This window comes from Streptomyces sp. NPDC015125 (assembly GCF_043080045.1).
Taxonomy (GTDB): Bacteria; Actinomycetota; Actinomycetes; order Streptomycetales; family Streptomycetaceae; genus Streptomyces.
Genome location: NZ_JBIBVF010000005.1, coordinates 301,925 through 316,504, shown reverse-complemented (window position 1 = coordinate 316,504; position 14,580 = coordinate 301,925). Strand labels below are relative to the sequence as shown.

Here is a 14,580-nt window from a genome sequence, read left to right as displayed (position 1 = left end):
TGGTTGCGCTGCCTGGGTGTGTGGCACCCAGGCGGCAAACGTTCTGGTTAGCGGCTTCTGGGGCGTCCAGACTCGGTGGCGAGAGGGACGACATCGGACGGGAGGAGGGCCTCGTGCCGCAGGCGAGTGAGGACAGCGTTGACGTGGTCGGGTGGTGGGTGACCGTGGACGGTGACATCCATCAGGAGCTACGGGCGGACGGTCGCTACGACGAAGCCCGCGGGAAGCGACCGAGCGCGTACACGGGCCGCTACACAGTGACCGGCAACCGTCTGCAGTACGTCGATGACTCCGGATTCACCGCGACCGGTGAGGTGCGTGATGGCGTGCTCTACCACGAGCACCTGGTGCTCCACCGCAAGGAGGAGCACCAGTCATGAGGGGCATCGGCAGCCGGCGGTCGCGAAGGCCGTGGCCCGCTCAGACAGCCGGCCGGCAGGGGCGACATCGACGAGATCGGGGCCGGCCCCGTCGCCAGTGCGCAGCAGCAGCGACCTTGGGCACGGCGGACAGTACGCGTGCGCCCATGGACGCCAGTACAGGCCCTTGAGCGGGAGAACGAAGATGACGACAGACACCGACCGACGCCCCACGCGGGATGGTGACGCCCTGCGTGGCACGGTTGCGGTGGTGACCGGCGCCGCGCGCGGCGTGGGCAGGGCAACCGTGGCGTGGTTGCACGCCCGTGGAGTACGCGTCCTGGCCGAGGACATCCGGCCCGAGGTGGAGGACCTGACCGCGGAGTTCGACGGTGTGACCACCCTGGTCGGCGACGTCTCCCGGGAGGAGACGGCCCTGCGTGCGGTAGAGCTGGCGCAGGAGCGTTTCGGTGGCCTGGACATTCTGGTCAACAACGCGGGGCGGACGCTGAACAAACCCTTCACCGAGACCACGGCAGAAGACTGGGACACCCTGATGGCCGTCAACGCCCGCGGCGCGTTCCTCCATGCCCGGGAGGCGTTCCGCGCCATGCGTGAGCACGGACGAGGCGGGGCGATCGTCAACGTCGGCTCCTACACCTGCACGGTCGCGCTGCCAGCGGGGTCGGCCTACACCGCGTCCAAAGGAGCCCTGGCACAGCTGACCAAGGTCATCGCGCTGGAGGGCGGCCCCCACAACATCCGGGCCAACGTCGTGGCACCGGGCGTGATCGAGACCGACATGCTCGACAACATCCGTGACGACAGCCGCGCCTACCTGCGCTCCTTCGCCGGCGCGCACCCGCTGGGCCGCGTGGCCCAGCCGGAGGAGATCGCCGAGATCATCGGATTCCTCGCCTCGGCGCGCTCCAGCTTCATGACCGGCGCCGTCGTCGCCGCCGACGGCGGCTTCACTGCCGCCTGACCCCACACACCGCCCGCCCCGTTCGAGCGCGGGGCGGTACTGCCCCGGCGAACCACGACCGAGAGAGAGGACGACAGCGCCATGACTGGCCAACGACTTGACGGCAAGGTCGCACTGATCACCGGTGCGACGGGAGGAATCGGCGCAGCGACCGCCAAGCTGTTCGCCCGCGAAGGCGCGCGGCTGGTCGTTACCGATGTCCGCCAGGAGCGCCTCACAGCACTCACGGAGGAGATTGAGGAGACCGGCGCGGAAATCGTCTCCGCTTGCCTGGATGTCTCCTCCGCCCAGCAATGGGACGGGGTGATCACCACCGTCCGCGAGCGGTTCGGCACTCTGGACACCCTCGTCAACCTCGCGGGCATCCTGGACTGGCCGGGCATCGAAGACACCCGGGAAGACGCGTGGAACCGCGTCATCGACGTGAACCAGAAAGGCACTTGGCTGGGGATGAAGGCTGCCCTACCCCTGCTGCGCGCCACCGGCAATGCCTCGGTGATCAATACCTCGTCCGTCCTGGGACTGGTGGGGAGCGGAGCAGCCGCGGCCTACCAGGCATCCAAGGGCGCGGTGCGCCTGCTCAGCAAAACCGCGGCGGTCGAGTACGCCCGCCAGGGAGTACGGGTCAACTCCATCCACCCCGGAGTCATCGCCACGCCGATGATCCAGGAACTCCTGGACGAGCAGGGCGACCAGCAGCCGGACATCGTGCGTACCCCGATGCGCCGCGCGGGCCGCGCCGACGAGATCGCCTCGGCCATGCTCTTCCTCGCCGGCGACGAGTCCTCGTTCGTCACCGGTACCGAGCTGGTGGTCGACGGCGGCCTCACCGCCCACTGACCCCTCCCCACGCGGACGGAGAAGATCAAATAGGTCGCTCACCAGCGACTCCCCGCACCGTCTGACCCCGTCGCCGCGATGCGATGTCGCCCAGCGGAGGTCGAGGAGGGTGTTCATATCCAGCTCGAACCCGCCGTAGGGGTTGACGTGCGCTCGGAACAGCGGGGACGGCGCCCGCCGGTCGGCCTCGGTGAGCTGGTCCGCCCACTGGTGAATCCGTCCGCCGGCATCTTCCTCTGTCCGCACGATGACCCAGACGAAACGGCCTAGCCGTGGAAGGCCGTAGTCGACTCGAGTGGAGCGCGTTCGGTCTTGACTCGATTGACCGGCGCGGTCTCGTCGGCATAGCCGAAGGAGATGCCGACGAGCAACTTCCCTCCGGTGACGCCGAGTTCGGCGCGGACGGTGTCGGCATAGAAGCTCAACAGCCCCTGCGGGCAACTGTCCACGCCGTACGCGGTCATCGCCAGGAGCAGCGTCTGCATGTAGGCGCCGGCATCCGCAGCCAGCCGCGCCTCTCCGTCACCGTGGACGAAGAGGAAAGCCGCGTGTGGCGCGCCGTAGAAGCGCAGGCTTTCCGCGTCGTAGGCCGCACGTGCCGTGTGATCGTCGGGGCCGATGCCCAGCACCCCGTACAGTTCGGCGCCGAACGCGGCCCGACGTGTCTGGTGCACCTGCGCATACATCCCCTCGGAATACGGGAAGTCCACCGAGGTACGCCTCTCGGCGCGGGCCGTCAGCAGGGCATCGGCCAGGCGCTGACGTGCCGCGCCGCTCACCACCTCCACCTGCCACGGTTGTGCGTTGGAGTTGGACGGCGCGGTGCCGGCCAGCGAGAAGATCGTGCGCATCGTGTCCTCGGGTACGCGTTCCGGACGGAACGCGCGGGTCGCGTGCCGGCCGCGTATCAGCTTCTCCGCGCAGCCGCTCAGCTCAGCGGGAACGAACCTGCTCATGGGACTCCTTGGTGACGGAGAGGTCATGTAAACGGTAGCGTTTACATGTGGAGGTCACCCTAGCGCGGCATGGCGAATGAAGTAAACGATTGCGTATACTTTCTTCATGGATGCAACGGTGAGTACGGCGGCCACGGCCTCCCAGCGGCGGGGGCGTGGCGGGCGGGAGCGTATTCTGGCTGCCGCCGCCCGACTGTTCGCGACCCAGGGCATCACCGCAACCGGCATGGAACAGGTCGCGGAGGAAGCTCCGGCGTCCAAGCGGACGCTCTACGCGCACTTTCGCACCAAGAACGATCTGGTCATCGCCCACTTGCAGGGCCTCGCACTGTCGGGGGCCACCCTGGAAGGCGTACTGACCCGCGAGGACATCCCTCCCCGTGACCGGATTCTCAAGTTGTTCGACCAGCCGGTGGCGGACGGCGCTCCGGTGCGCGGATGTCCGTTCATCGATGCTGCCGCTGAGTTCCCCGACCCGGAGAGCGCGGTGCACTCCTACGCCCGGGAGCAGAAGCTGCGCATGGTGCAACTGATCGTTGCCTTGGTGGCGGAGCTGGGCTGCCGCGAACCCCTCTCACTTGCCGAGCAACTGGCCACCCTCGCGGACGGGGCGGCCAGCCGCGCCATGGTGCTGGACGAGGCGGACTACGGCCGGCACGCGCGGGCGGCGGCGGAAGTCCTCCTCGATCAGGCTCTGCCGAGAAAGAGCTGATGAGGAAGATGTCGGGGCAGGCGTGGACGGCCATGGCCAGGGTCATGTGGCGGTGCCGGCCGGGAAAGCGACGGACCTGGTAGTCGTCCAGGCCGCACTCCTGCTTCGCGGTCTGGAAGCACTCCTCAACAGCCCACCGGCTACCCGCAATCGAGATCAGCTGGTCCAGGGTGGTCTCGGCGGGACAGTAGGCGACGTAGTAGGAGATCTCTTCGGGCCGGCTGACACTGCGGCGAGCGATGCCCCAGTGCCGACGGTCTTCGCGATGCCAGGGCGGACCTCGACGCGGGCCCAGTCATAGATCCGCGGGCCATGTGCCCCCTCGCTGCACGAACGGCGCTTCCGCTTCTGTCGTGGCAGGCCGGGGAACAAGTCGTGGACTGGACCAGCTTCCATTCCTGGTGCGGCCTGCTGACGTAGTCCCACTGCACGATCTTCGCGCCGTCAGCCGTGCTCTCCGCATTGACTGACAGCACCTTGCCGCTGTGTACGGCCCGCACGACGTAGTACGCGCCGCTGGTCGCCTGCAGGTTCCACTTCTGGTTGTCCCGCGTCTGGAACACGTACTGGATGACGGCCGCACCGTCGGCCGTTTCCTCCCCGTAAACCGACACCGCCTTGTCTCAGCCGGTGCCGGAGCCGAGCGAGGAGGCCATCGAGATGTTCCGCGCACTGTGCGCGCAGGAACTGGCGGAGTAGCCGCAGGCGGTGCGCGAGCCGCTCATCGAGCACCACCTCGCGCACTGGCGGACCGGCATGCGGGAGATGGAGAACCTCGACGAGGTCGGTAACGGGCTCCGCCACGCGGCGGACGCGCCCCATGCCCCCGACGCCCCCGATGCGCCCCTGATCGTGCTCTCCGCATCGGGCCACGACCCCGCCCGCGCGGCGCAGGTGCCCGCAGACCTCGAACGCGCCATCAACGAGGTCAAGCTCGCCCTGCACGCCGAGCTGGCCGACTCGGCCCCGGACGGACTGCACCGCGTACTCGACGAGGCCGGCCACAACTGGATGCACGTGGACCGCCCGGACGCGGTCCTGCGCGCCATCCACGAGTTGCTCGAACGGCCATGACCGCGAAGATTGACGTTTCTGCAGTTCGCAGCGCCCAAAACTCGCCAGAGGCCAGCCCCCGTCAGCATCCTTCTTTCTCGCTGCCGCACGCTGTCCTCCAGCCGGCATCGGCCTTCGCAGCCGCGGTGATCGAACCCTCCGAGCAGCGGCAGGGCGCTCTGCCTGCTTCACCGTCCCGAGTCCACTCCCTCGTGCCCCACGTCGACGTCTCCCTTTCGGTGAGGACGACCGAGCATCGTCGGCACGCGCACTCCCTGATCAGGTGCGCTCCGTCACTGCTGAGGTACCAACACGTGTTCGGCGGCCAAGGAGGTGCTGGTGGTGTCGGGGTGGAGGGTGAGTTTTCCTCCGGGCCAGAGTGCGACGAGGTCGTTCTGGCGGGCGGGACCACCAAAGGTGCCGGTGGTGGCCAGCAGCACTTCGCGCCAGGGGGACTTGGCAGGCAGCAGCCGGTGTTCGCGTCCGAAGGTTTCTGCGGTGATGTTCTCGTAGGCCGTGACCTCGCCGTCGCTCCAGCGGACGAAGAGGTCCTGGTCTCCCGTTGCGGGGCGGAAGTCGCCGGCTGCGATGCCCCGGGCGTGCGGCCAGGTGATGTTGGGTGGTTTGACGAGCTGCTTCTGGGCGTGCAGGCCCTTGGCGTCGACGTTGGTGTAGAGCGTCACTTCACCGTCGGTCCTGGTGACGATGAGGTCGTCGCTGCGCGTGTTTCCGCCGCCGAAGCGTCCGGCGGTCATGGTGCTCGCGTGGGTCCAGGTGTCGTTGGGGCCTTTGAGCTCCACCTTGTGCCTCAGCTTGGTGCTTTCGTTGACGTCCTTGTAGAGGGTCAGCCTGCCGTCGGTCCAGCGGACCAGGAGGTCGTAGTTCGCGTCACCGGTGAAGTCGCCGGCGGTGATGACCGCGGCCTGCTGCCATGCCTTGTCCTTGACGAGCTGGATGTCCTTGCCGAACCCGTATGCGCCGTTACCCGGGTAGAGGGAGAGCTCGCCGTCGGACCAGCGCACGATCAGGTCACTGACGTCGTCGCGCACAGAGGCGGTATGAAAGCGGCCGGTCGTCATGGCCCTGGCATGAGTCCAGGTGTCGGCGGAGCCCATGGACGCCCCGGTTTTGCCCGGGCCCGGATCCGACGGCATGCCCGTGACGGCCTGCCGGTAGAGCCGGAAGACGTCCTCGTCGAATTGAGAGGTGTAGCTGGTGTGATCGTAGGGGCCGCCGGTCTTGTAACCGCCGATGATGCCGATGAGGTCGCCCCGTCGGCCGTCGAAGTTCTCCAGGAACGGGCCACCGCTGACGCCGGTGCGGAAGCCCTCGCATCGGATTTCCATGAACCGGCCTTGGAAGGCGGTGGTGTCATTGGTGCACTGCAGAGGGATCTTCTGCCCGGGGTAGCCGACGAGCGTGACGGCTTTGCTCGCGAGCTTCGCCGTGGGTACGGAGGTGAGTTCGTTACCGCGTCCGACGGCATCCTCCAGGAGCTGTCCGCGGGCGTTCGGGCCGACGCTGAGGAAGGCGAAGTCGACATCGTCATCGGGAGTCGATGCTCGGTAGCGGGCATCGATCCAGGTTTTCCCCTCCTGGGCCGGGAAGATGCCGTAGGGAGCTTCCCCTGCTCGTCCGGTCGTCGATGTACCGGTGTGGTAGCCGGGCACGAACGCGAAGTTCCGGTGGTGGTTGCCCTGGAGGCAGTGCCCCGCCGTGATGACGAGGCTCTTGGTCGGCGAGGCCACTGCACTGGCGGTGCAGAACTGGTCCGGGGTGGCAGAGCCGTCGGTGGTACGAATCAGGAATACACCGACCGTGGCGATCCCCCCGGGCACCTGGCGGGATGGCTCGTTCACCAGTGAGCGATTCCGCCGCTGTCCAGAGCCCGGCCGCGATGGCGTATCCGTCTTACCGGACTGCGCGGCGTTCACCGGTACGGCAGCGCGAATGCGCTCCGGCGTCCAGTACCGCTGTGCCTCCCGCGCCGTGTCGACCTGCTCCTTGCTCACACCGTGTGCAGGGGCGTGGCCGGTACCTGGTGGAAGGGTGGTGGGGCTCGCGGGGCCGGGCCCGGTTCCGGGTGAACCCGGTCCCTCGTGGGGGAGAGCGGCCGCCGGGGCGGTGACGGCCAGTGATGCGCACAGAGCAATAAGGGTGGTGCGCATCCACGGTATGCGTCTCATGGAGCTTTCCGTTGCGGTGTCGGGACGGGGGAGGAGGGGCGGCCGGGCCGGGCCGGCCGCGTGCCGCGGTGCCGCGTGACGCGGCGGGGAGCTGCCGCTCCCGTCGCACCACGCGGCCTCGGGTCAATTGACGATCTTGATTTCTTCGTGTGTTCCCGAGGCGTCCACACCCGGGTAGAGGCTGACCGACCCGTTGGCCCAAGGGATGATGACATCGTTGGCCCGGTCGTTGGCGGCGTAGGCGCCGCCGGCCATCGCGTTCGTGTTCGTCCAGTAGGACTTCTTCGGGCGTACGTTGGTCTCGCCGTGGAAGCCCGCGGTGTCGACACCCGGGTAGAGGGTGGCCTCGCCGTCCGACCACCGCACCAGCAGGTCCATGGTCTTCGTGCCGGTGAACTCCCCGGCGCTGATATGGGTGGCGTGCGTCCAGGTGGTGTTCTTGTTGACGATCACCTTCTGGGCCTTGTCCGCCACGCCGTTGGTGTCGATGTCGGGGTGGAGGGTGACTCGGCCGTCGTCCCAGGTCACGAGCAGGTCGTCACGCTGCTGGTTGGCCGAGTACCGGCCGGCGGTGATCTGCTGGGCATGCGGCCAGAGGGTGTTCTTGGCCTTGGCGAGCATCTTCTCCCCGTGGAAGCCCTTGGCGTCGACGTGGGTGTACTGCGTCAGCTCACCGTCGCCCCAGCGCACCACCAGCCCGTCCGTACCGCCGCCGAAACTTGCGCCGGTGATCTGCTTGGCGTGCTGCCAGATGGTGGTCTTGCCCGGCTTCGGCGGCTCGGCCAGCTGGTACTCGGCGGCGAAGGGGTGGCGGGGGTCCTTGTCGTCGGAGCCCTGGTAGAGGGTGACTTCCGCGTCGTTCCAGCGCACGATCATGTCCATGTGCCGGGAACCGCCGGCCGAGCCGCCGGTGAAGTAGCCCGACGCGATGTGAGTGGCCTTCTCCCACGGCGCGGCGGCGAAGACCGGACGGTAGCGGACGTTCTGCACCCAGAGATTCAGGTTGTCCACGCGAGTGCTGGTCGCGTCCCTGCGTGTCTCGGCCGCGTCGGCACCGAAGCAGCCCGCCTGCCAGGAGGTGCTGTTGAGGGCGACCAGTTCCGGCCGTCCTGACACCGTCCGGAAAGCGGGGCCGCCGGTGTCGCCCGCGCAGATGGCGGCATTGGCGGGATCCGCCCCGCCAATCTTCAGCAAGGTGGTGTCCGCCGCCTTCACCGTGAACTCGGCGGAGTGCAGGCGCTCGGGTGCCCATTCGTCCTCGGTGCGACCGTAGCCCGTGACCCGCAACGTCTCGCCCTGCGCGGCGGCATTGGTCGCGACCGTCACGGGTGTGATCCCGGTGACCGGCTTGGCCAGCCTGGCCATGACGACATCCCGGTCCGCGCGGGGCACGAGTTCCACGATGTCCGCGGTCTGCCCCTCGTCACCGCTCATGTCGGTACGGCCGATGGTGGCGACGGTCTTCAACTTCGGGGCGCCGGGCTCGACTTCGGTGCTCTGATCGGGCCGGTCGGCGAAACACCGGGCGGCGGTTATCACCCATTGCGGGTCGACCAGTGCTCCGGTGCAGCTGCGCTGGCCACCGATGTCGAGCTGCGCGGTAAAGGCGTACTCACCGTCCTTGGCCGCCGGGCCGACCACGGCGTGGGCCGGTGCCGCGGTGAGCAGACCTGCCGCGATGCCGGTGGTGAGGACCCCGGTTAACCACGCCGAGCGTGGCTTCGTGCCGAACATCTCTGTCTCCCTCGGGAGTTGTGGGGTTGCAGCGAAAACTGCCGGGCAGGCAGCGGCGAACCGTGCCTGTTTCCGTCGGATCGGTACTGCGGGGCGTCACTCACCTGGTGGCGACGAGTTCCAGCAAGATGTGGTCACGGTGGGTGGGGTCCGCGGTCTCGCCCACCGGGGTCCAGGCGTTCTTCGTGATGTCGAAGGACGCCTCGCGGTTGTTCACCGTCATGTTGGCGCGGAGCTTGTAGCCGTTGCCCTTGACGCCGTAGACCCGCGGAAGCTCCATGCTCAGATAGCCCTTCTTCCCGGTGACGCGGAAGCAGAATCTCCCCGAGTCGCGGGAGAACACCTCGACCAGACCGGGACGGCTGTCGCAGGTGGCGAGCACGATGTGCCCGTCGCCGCGCTTGAGGAGGATGCCCTTCTCCTTGAAGATCTTGTCGGCCTGCGGATAGGCGAAGTCCTCGACCGCCGAAGGTTCCGCCGTGGTTCCCGGGTCGTCTGGCTGGTCTGCGGCCGTCGCCACGGCTGCGCCGTGCAGCACCGCGGCAGCGGCCACAATGCCGGCGGCCAGCAGTCGGGAAGATCGCTTCATGGTTCCTCGCCCTCATCACACAGTGCATGGAGATGCCGCACACGAGACACGTATGCGGGGCCCGACGCCGGGAACTCAGGAGCACGCTCCCGCGTCGCCGACCAAGTGACGGAAGGCGAACTCCTCGACCAATCAGGCTAATTCGGCCTATTGATATCACCCGGATCTACTCTCCATGACGCCTGCCAAGTGTGGCATGGGCCACACATTGCGACCGTGTTGCTGATTTCGGGTCCGAAGTATTCCGATCTGCTCCAATATCCGACTCCTGCTGATTACATTGCCGACGCCGCTTCGTTGCCTACTCGTGATGAGTCGTCTTACTTGGCTGGATCATCCGCAGATGATTCCTCTCGTCCCATTAGCTGTGGGAACATACGCGACCGCGACGCTTGGCGTCGGAAGACGGGCCCGTCGATGGGCCCTGCACAGTCTTGAGGGGATATGCGAAGACAGAGAGCTCGATTACTCAGAGCGGGCGGTACGCGATCCGCGGTGGTGATCGCCACGGTTCTGGCCCTCTGTACAGGGGCGTTGGGCACGTCCACGGCCATTGCGGCGCCGCCCTCGGCGGCGGCCGCCGAGGACCAGCCTCCCCTCAGCGAACGAGGCCGAGCGGTCGAGGCATGGCGGACGGGCGGCCGGGCCACCAGGGAGGCCGCGGAGCGGGCCCTGACCGGCTCCGACGCGGACATCACGGCGTTTCTCGGCGAAGGCCGGCGGCTCGCAGCCGAGGAGGACGACCGGCTGACGGTGCTGCGCATGCTGAACTCCAGCGGCAAGGGGGTGCGCGACGCCGCGCAGGAGGCGCTGAAGACGCCTGAAGCCACCCGGGAGTTTCTGGCCTCGGGGATTCGGAAGCCTTTCACCGACGACCAGCGGGTCGCCGTGCTGCAAGCCATGAACGACGGCGCCAAGGCGGTGAACGAGGCCGGGCAGAAGGCCCTCGACGACGGTTCCGCAAATGCGCTCGCGGGGTTCCTGGCCTCCGGGCAGTACAAGGCTCAGCGCGAGGACGACCGTGTCGAGACTCTGAAGATCCTGCACGACGGCGGACCCGAGGTGAAGAAGGCCGCCCAGGCGGCACTGGACGGCTCGGCCGAGGACATCAAGGAGTTCCTGGACAACGGCCAGCACGTGGCGCGCTCCCGCGATCAGGAGACACTGACCGTGGCTCAGCTCGCGGAAGCGGCGGCGGAAGCCGGGAAGCGGGCCAAGCGGGAAACCGATGCCGCCAAGGAGGCCGCCTCCCGCGCTGAGGACGCCGCGCGCCAGGCCAAGGAGGCCGCACAGCGCGCGGCCAGGGAAACCGCCGCGGCCAAGGACGATTCCCAGCGCGCGGCGGGAGCCGCGGGCCGGGCGGCGGATGCGGCGGACGCGGCCGCGAATGCCTCACGCACCGCCATTCAGGCGGCCAACACCGCCACTTCCGCGGCCCGCACAGCCGCGAACGCCGCTTCCGCGGCGGCCTCGGCAGCAGCCGCCGCCGGGCAGGCGGCGTCGCGCGCCTACCAGTCGGCGAACGCCGCGGCCCAGTACGCGAGCCAGGCGTCGACCGCCCGGAAGGCGGCCCAGGAAGCCCGTGCCGCCGCCTCCGGCGCACGCACCGCCGCGGATGCCGCGCTCAACGCGATGAAGGCCGTCTTCAACGCCGTCAACTCCGCGCAGTCGGCGGCCAGCGCCGGCACCCACGCGGCAGCGGCAGCGACGGCGGCGGCCGAGGCAGGGACCTATTCGGCGACGGCCGGTGCGGAGGCACACCGCGCAGCGGCGGCCGCGGCCAGAGCCCGCCGGGCAGCGGCCACCGCGACCCGGGCCGCCAACGCGGCCGAAACGCTGGCCAATACAGCCGCCGCTGCGGCGAAGGAAGCCCACAGCGCCGCGGACAGCGCCGCCAAGCACGCCGACGCGGCCGCCGACGCGGCCGAGGACGCCGCACAACACGCCGGTCAGGCCGACCGCTGGGCGGACAAGGCCAAGAAGTGCGCCACCGCGGCGATCGGCGCGGCCAACGACGCCGTCAAGGCGGCGCAGCAGGCTCGTACCGTCGAGCAGACCGCGCGCAAGGCTGAAGCCGCCCAGCTGGCCGCCGACAAGGAAGAGGCCGTCCAGTCCGCCGAGGACCTCAAGGACAAGGACAAGGAGCAGGACGAGGACCTCTCCTGGGAGCGGGCCGAATCGGCCCGGCGGGACAAGGAGACCGAACAGCTCCTCACCGAGGCGACAGCGAAGGACACGGACACCGGTACAGCCGTCGCCAAGGGCCGCCGGGCCGCCATGCGGCTGATGGTCGCCGGCGGCCCCTGGACGCAGCAGGCCGCGGCCGATGCGCTGTCCGGTGCCGGCGCCGACGTCCAGCAGTGGTTACTCACCGGCCGCAGGACCGCGGCCGAGCAGGACGATCGTGCCCGGGTCGGTCACCTGGCGGACTCCGACAGGCCGAAGCTGAAGAAGGCGGCACTGGCTGCCCTGTCCGGATCGCCCGCCGAGATCGAGGAGTTCCTCACCACCGGTCAGCACACGGCACAGGCCGACGACTACCGTGTCGAGGTCCTGCGGCTCATGCAGGACGGTGGGTCGTCGGTCAACAGGCAGGGCAGCGCGGCCATCGAGGCCGGGACCACCGACCGGCTGCGGGACTTCCTCGAAGTGGGCCAGTACGCCGCTCGCGAGGTGGACGACCGCGCCGAAACCTTAACGATCATGAACCAGGGCGGCGCCCATGTGAAGGCAGCGGCCGAGGTCGCGCTGGCCGGTCCGCCGTCCATGCTTCGGGACTTCGTCGGCGTCGCCCACTTCAAGGCGGCCAAGCAGGATTTCGACGCCGCGGTCCACTTGGCGGAGGTCAACCGCCTGGTCGCCAACGCGCAGCGTTCCGCCGCCACGGCCAAGCGGAATGCCGCGCAGGCAGCCGAAGCCGAAGCCAGGGCCCGGCATGTGGCGGACGAGGCGGACAAGTACGCCAAGCAGGCACGGGACTCGGCCACCGAGGCCCAGGGGTATGCCGACGACGCGAAGAAGTCGGCGCACGACGCCGATGTGTCCGCCGAAAGCGCCGCCGACTCCGCCCGCAAGGCCAAGCAGGCCGCCGCATCCGCGGGCAGGGCGGCAGTTGCCGCCACTGCGTCCGCCAACCGGGCGTCGTCGTCCGCGGCTCAGGCCCGCACCTACGCGGACCTGGCCTACGCCTCGGCGGAGTCGGCCCGCAAGTCCGCCCGCGACGCGAACAAGGACGCCGCCGAAGCGGCCAAGGCCGCCACTGAAGCCGTCGAAATCGCGGCCGAGAAGTGGCGTAAGGAAGACGCGGAACGGCGCAAGGACACCTCCGAGCCTTCCGGCGGCAAGGGTGCCGGAACCGTGGACGCCCTCAAGGGCTATGAGAACGGCTCGGCTCTGCTGTCCTTCGACGGCACCTGTTACCTCAACGGCGTCCCGCTCCCCGACAAGCTGGGCATCGGCTCCTGCGAGGCGCTGGCCGCGGACTTCGACAGGTGGATGGGGGACAACGCCGACCACCTCAGGATCGACACCTTCAAGGACCGCGACGACGCGGCCGCGATGCTCCTGGCCGGGTACTGCTCGTGGACGAGCAACAGCATCTTCTCCGACGCGGGCAACAGCGACAAATGCGGCCCGGAGCTGATGAAGCAGCTCCAGAACACCCCGGCCGTCGAGCCGTACCTGGAAGGCGGTATCGGGTCCGGGCTGGCCAAACTTTTCAAGCCGCTCGGCAGGAAGTTTGGTTGGAAGTGGCTCGCCGGCGAGTTGCGCCCCATGGACCAGCTGGCGCACAACCGATTCCTGCACGAGCAGTACAAGGCGATCCTCCGTTCTGAAATGTCCAAGCCGCTCGTTTCCGATCCTGATTTGGCACGCCAGGTGGATAAAATGTTCCGGCCGAACGCCGTAGTGGGAAATGGAAGCACTGCGGCCGCTGCACGTTGGGAGATTCTCACCAATGGTAAGGTGGGCGGTCGAGGGCATCTGCAAAAGGCCCAGGACAACATCAACTTTCTGCGGAAGTGGATGCGCGCCAACCCAGACGAAAAGTTGCCCGACTACAAGGTCGCTACCGACCTGCTTCGGGACCTGGAAAACGCTCTAGAGGGAAAGCCGTGACTGTGATGCCCGAACCCCAATGGTGGACCTCCCTGCTGGACATCAGTCCGGAGCTCGCAGCGGAGGACGTGCAGAGCCAGGCCAGATGGCGACGCCTCGCCTCGCATCAGGAGGAAGAACAACCGCTCACCATCCGACTGGGCGACCTCGGGCAGGCGTTCGTCACGAATTTCGCGAGCATTTCTCCCGACCAGCGGCGCCGCATTCTCTCGATATTGGAGGATGTGCAGGCCTCTGGAAGCGAACAGGAAGGTACGGCCGTGGCGACCGGCTTCTTCGAAGCGGTACTCGGGGCCTGGGACGAGGGCTTCGACCTCCGGGCCATATGGGAAGACATGGGCCTCGAATCGCGCACGTACTGCATTTCGTTGAATGAGTTTCACGGAGTGAAAACTCCGGACTGGATGAACAGGAAGTAGGAGAGTCGCGAGCGGGCTCGGGGAGTGGGGTGTTGCCCGCGCGGTAGCATCCCACTTTTGCCGTGGAACGTGATCCGCGAGCGAGCCGCCGAATTCACGGGAGGGCAAGCCCTGATGTCCACACCTGCCTGGTGGAGTGAACTGCTCGGCGCGAGCGAGGTGCTCGCCGAGAGCGACCGCGAGGAAGTCCGCGAGTGGCAGAACGAACCTGATAATGAAGACCCGGTTAGTCCCACGGAGCGGGACGAGGAGGACGTTCCGCCACTGACCGCACGCCTGGGTTTGCTCGCCGGCGCATTCCGTAGAAATGTTCCCACGATGCCCGCAGAGGAGCGCAGGGAAGCCCTCGGAGTCCTGGAACGCATTATGGCCACCGAAGGTCACGCGGACCGCACCGCGGTGGGAACCGGATTCCTTGAGCCGCTGCTGATGGCTTGGGACAGAGGCTTTGATCTTCACCTGATCTGGGGGGAACTGGGCCGGGAATCCCGTTCTTTCTGCCTGGCACTCAACGAGTTCTGGGGCGTGAAATCGCCCGACTGGATGCGCGGGGAGTAACCCTCCGCGCAACGGAATGACCCCTTCGTATCTGCCCGCTGCACCTCGACAAAGGCACGCTCCGCATGCC

Annotated in this window: 12 protein-coding genes and 2 pseudogenes; 8 read left to right on the top strand and 6 right to left on the bottom strand. The window is 68.0% G+C overall.

Annotated elements, in window-relative coordinates:
• The first annotated feature begins 113 nt into the window (after positions 1-113).
• The 3 genes from ACF088_RS15625 to ACF088_RS15615 all read left to right on the top strand — a co-directional run bounded on the left by ACF088_RS15625 (position 114) and on the right by ACF088_RS15615 (position 2,184).
• A complete protein-coding gene (locus ACF088_RS15625; protein WP_392376308.1) occupies positions 114-380 on the top strand; it encodes an Atu4866 domain-containing protein in 267 nt (88 codons plus the stop codon).
• Between the two features lie 184 nt (positions 381-564).
• Positions 565-1,344, top strand: coding sequence for an SDR family NAD(P)-dependent oxidoreductase (locus ACF088_RS15620; protein ID WP_392376307.1), 780 nt, complete (start codon positions 565-567; stop codon positions 1,342-1,344).
• A gap of 81 nt (positions 1,345-1,425) precedes the next feature.
• Entirely contained in the window at positions 1,426-2,184 is a 759-nt protein-coding gene (locus ACF088_RS15615) for an SDR family NAD(P)-dependent oxidoreductase (RefSeq protein WP_392376306.1), read from the top strand.
• A gap of 266 nt (positions 2,185-2,450) precedes the next feature.
• On the opposite strand, the gene ACF088_RS15610 is transcribed toward ACF088_RS15615, so the two are convergent.
• Positions 2,451-3,140 carry a nitroreductase family protein gene (locus tag ACF088_RS15610; protein ID WP_392376305.1) on the bottom strand — a complete coding sequence of 230 codons (690 nt, stop codon included), beginning with the start codon at positions 3,138-3,140 and terminating at the stop codon, positions 2,451-2,453.
• Positions 3,141-3,246: 106 nt separating this feature from the next.
• Between ACF088_RS15610 and ACF088_RS15605 the strand changes: the two genes are divergently transcribed.
• Positions 3,247-3,852 (top strand): TetR family transcriptional regulator, encoded by a 606-nt coding sequence (locus ACF088_RS15605; protein ID WP_392376304.1) that lies wholly within the window; start codon positions 3,247-3,249, stop codon positions 3,850-3,852.
• Between the two features lie 16 nt (positions 3,853-3,868).
• Here ACF088_RS15605 and ACF088_RS15600 read toward each other — a convergent pair.
• Positions 3,869-4,236: pseudogene (locus ACF088_RS15600) on the bottom strand (transposase); the annotation flags it as partial.
• A 50-nt stretch (positions 4,237-4,286) separates the two neighbouring features.
• Positions 4,287-4,466, bottom strand: a pseudogene (locus tag ACF088_RS15595) (RICIN domain-containing protein); the annotation flags it as partial.
• Between the two features lie 94 nt (positions 4,467-4,560).
• On the opposite strand from ACF088_RS15595, the gene ACF088_RS15590 reads away from it, so the two are divergent.
• The gene (locus tag ACF088_RS15590; protein ID WP_392376303.1) at positions 4,561-4,926 is read left to right on the top strand and encodes a hypothetical protein; all 366 of its coding nucleotides are present in this window, start codon (positions 4,561-4,563) and stop codon (positions 4,924-4,926) included.
• A gap of 272 nt (positions 4,927-5,198) precedes the next feature.
• Here ACF088_RS15590 and ACF088_RS15585 read toward each other — a convergent pair whose 3' ends face one another.
• From ACF088_RS15585 to ACF088_RS15575, 3 genes are all read right to left on the bottom strand, one after another.
• On the bottom strand, positions 5,199-6,764 hold the full coding sequence (locus tag ACF088_RS15585) for a trypsin-like serine peptidase (protein WP_392376302.1): 1,566 nt from the start codon (positions 6,762-6,764) through the stop codon (positions 5,199-5,201).
• Positions 6,765-7,214: 450 nt separating this feature from the next.
• Complete coding sequence (locus ACF088_RS15580; RefSeq protein WP_392376301.1) at positions 7,215-8,825, bottom strand: S1 family peptidase; 1,611 nt, start codon at positions 8,823-8,825, stop codon at positions 7,215-7,217.
• 100 nt (positions 8,826-8,925) lie between these two features.
• Positions 8,926-9,414 carry a hypothetical protein gene (locus ACF088_RS15575; RefSeq protein ID WP_392376300.1) on the bottom strand — a complete coding sequence of 163 codons (489 nt, stop codon included), beginning with the start codon at positions 9,412-9,414 and terminating at the stop codon, positions 8,926-8,928.
• A 495-nt stretch (positions 9,415-9,909) separates the two neighbouring features.
• On the opposite strand from ACF088_RS15575, the gene ACF088_RS15570 reads away from it, so the two are divergent.
• Genes ACF088_RS15570 through ACF088_RS15560 form a run of 3 tightly spaced genes read left to right on the top strand, consistent with a single transcriptional unit; the run spans position 9,910 to position 14,510 of the window.
• Positions 9,910-13,533, top strand: coding sequence for an ALF repeat-containing protein (locus ACF088_RS15570; protein WP_392376299.1), 3,624 nt, complete (start codon positions 9,910-9,912; stop codon positions 13,531-13,533).
• Positions 13,530-13,952, top strand: a complete 423-nt coding sequence (locus ACF088_RS15565) for a hypothetical protein (protein ID WP_392376298.1) — start codon at positions 13,530-13,532, stop codon at positions 13,950-13,952. Before ACF088_RS15570 ends, ACF088_RS15565 begins: the two co-directional genes overlap by 4 nt.
• Positions 13,953-14,009: 57 nt before the next feature.
• Entirely contained in the window at positions 14,010-14,510 is a 501-nt protein-coding gene (locus ACF088_RS15560) for a hypothetical protein (RefSeq protein ID WP_392376297.1), read from the top strand.
• The last annotated feature ends 70 nt before the right edge of the window (positions 14,511-14,580 follow it).

Coding starts and splice junctions, on each gene's coding strand:
- ACF088_RS15620 (WP_392376307.1), top strand. CDS start 565: ATGACGACAGACACCGACCGACGCCCCACGCGGGATGGTGACGCCCTG.
- ACF088_RS15615 (WP_392376306.1), top strand. CDS start 1,426: ATGACTGGCCAACGACTTGACGGCAAGGTCGCACTGATCACCGGTGCG.
- ACF088_RS15610 (WP_392376305.1), bottom strand. CDS start 3,140: ATGAGCAGGTTCGTTCCCGCTGAGCTGAGCGGCTGCGCGGAGAAGCTG.
- ACF088_RS15605 (WP_392376304.1), top strand. CDS start 3,247: ATGGATGCAACGGTGAGTACGGCGGCCACGGCCTCCCAGCGGCGGGGG.
- ACF088_RS15580 (WP_392376301.1), bottom strand. CDS start 8,825: ATGTTCGGCACGAAGCCACGCTCGGCGTGGTTAACCGGGGTCCTCACC.
- ACF088_RS15575 (WP_392376300.1), bottom strand. CDS start 9,414: ATGAAGCGATCTTCCCGACTGCTGGCCGCCGGCATTGTGGCCGCTGCC.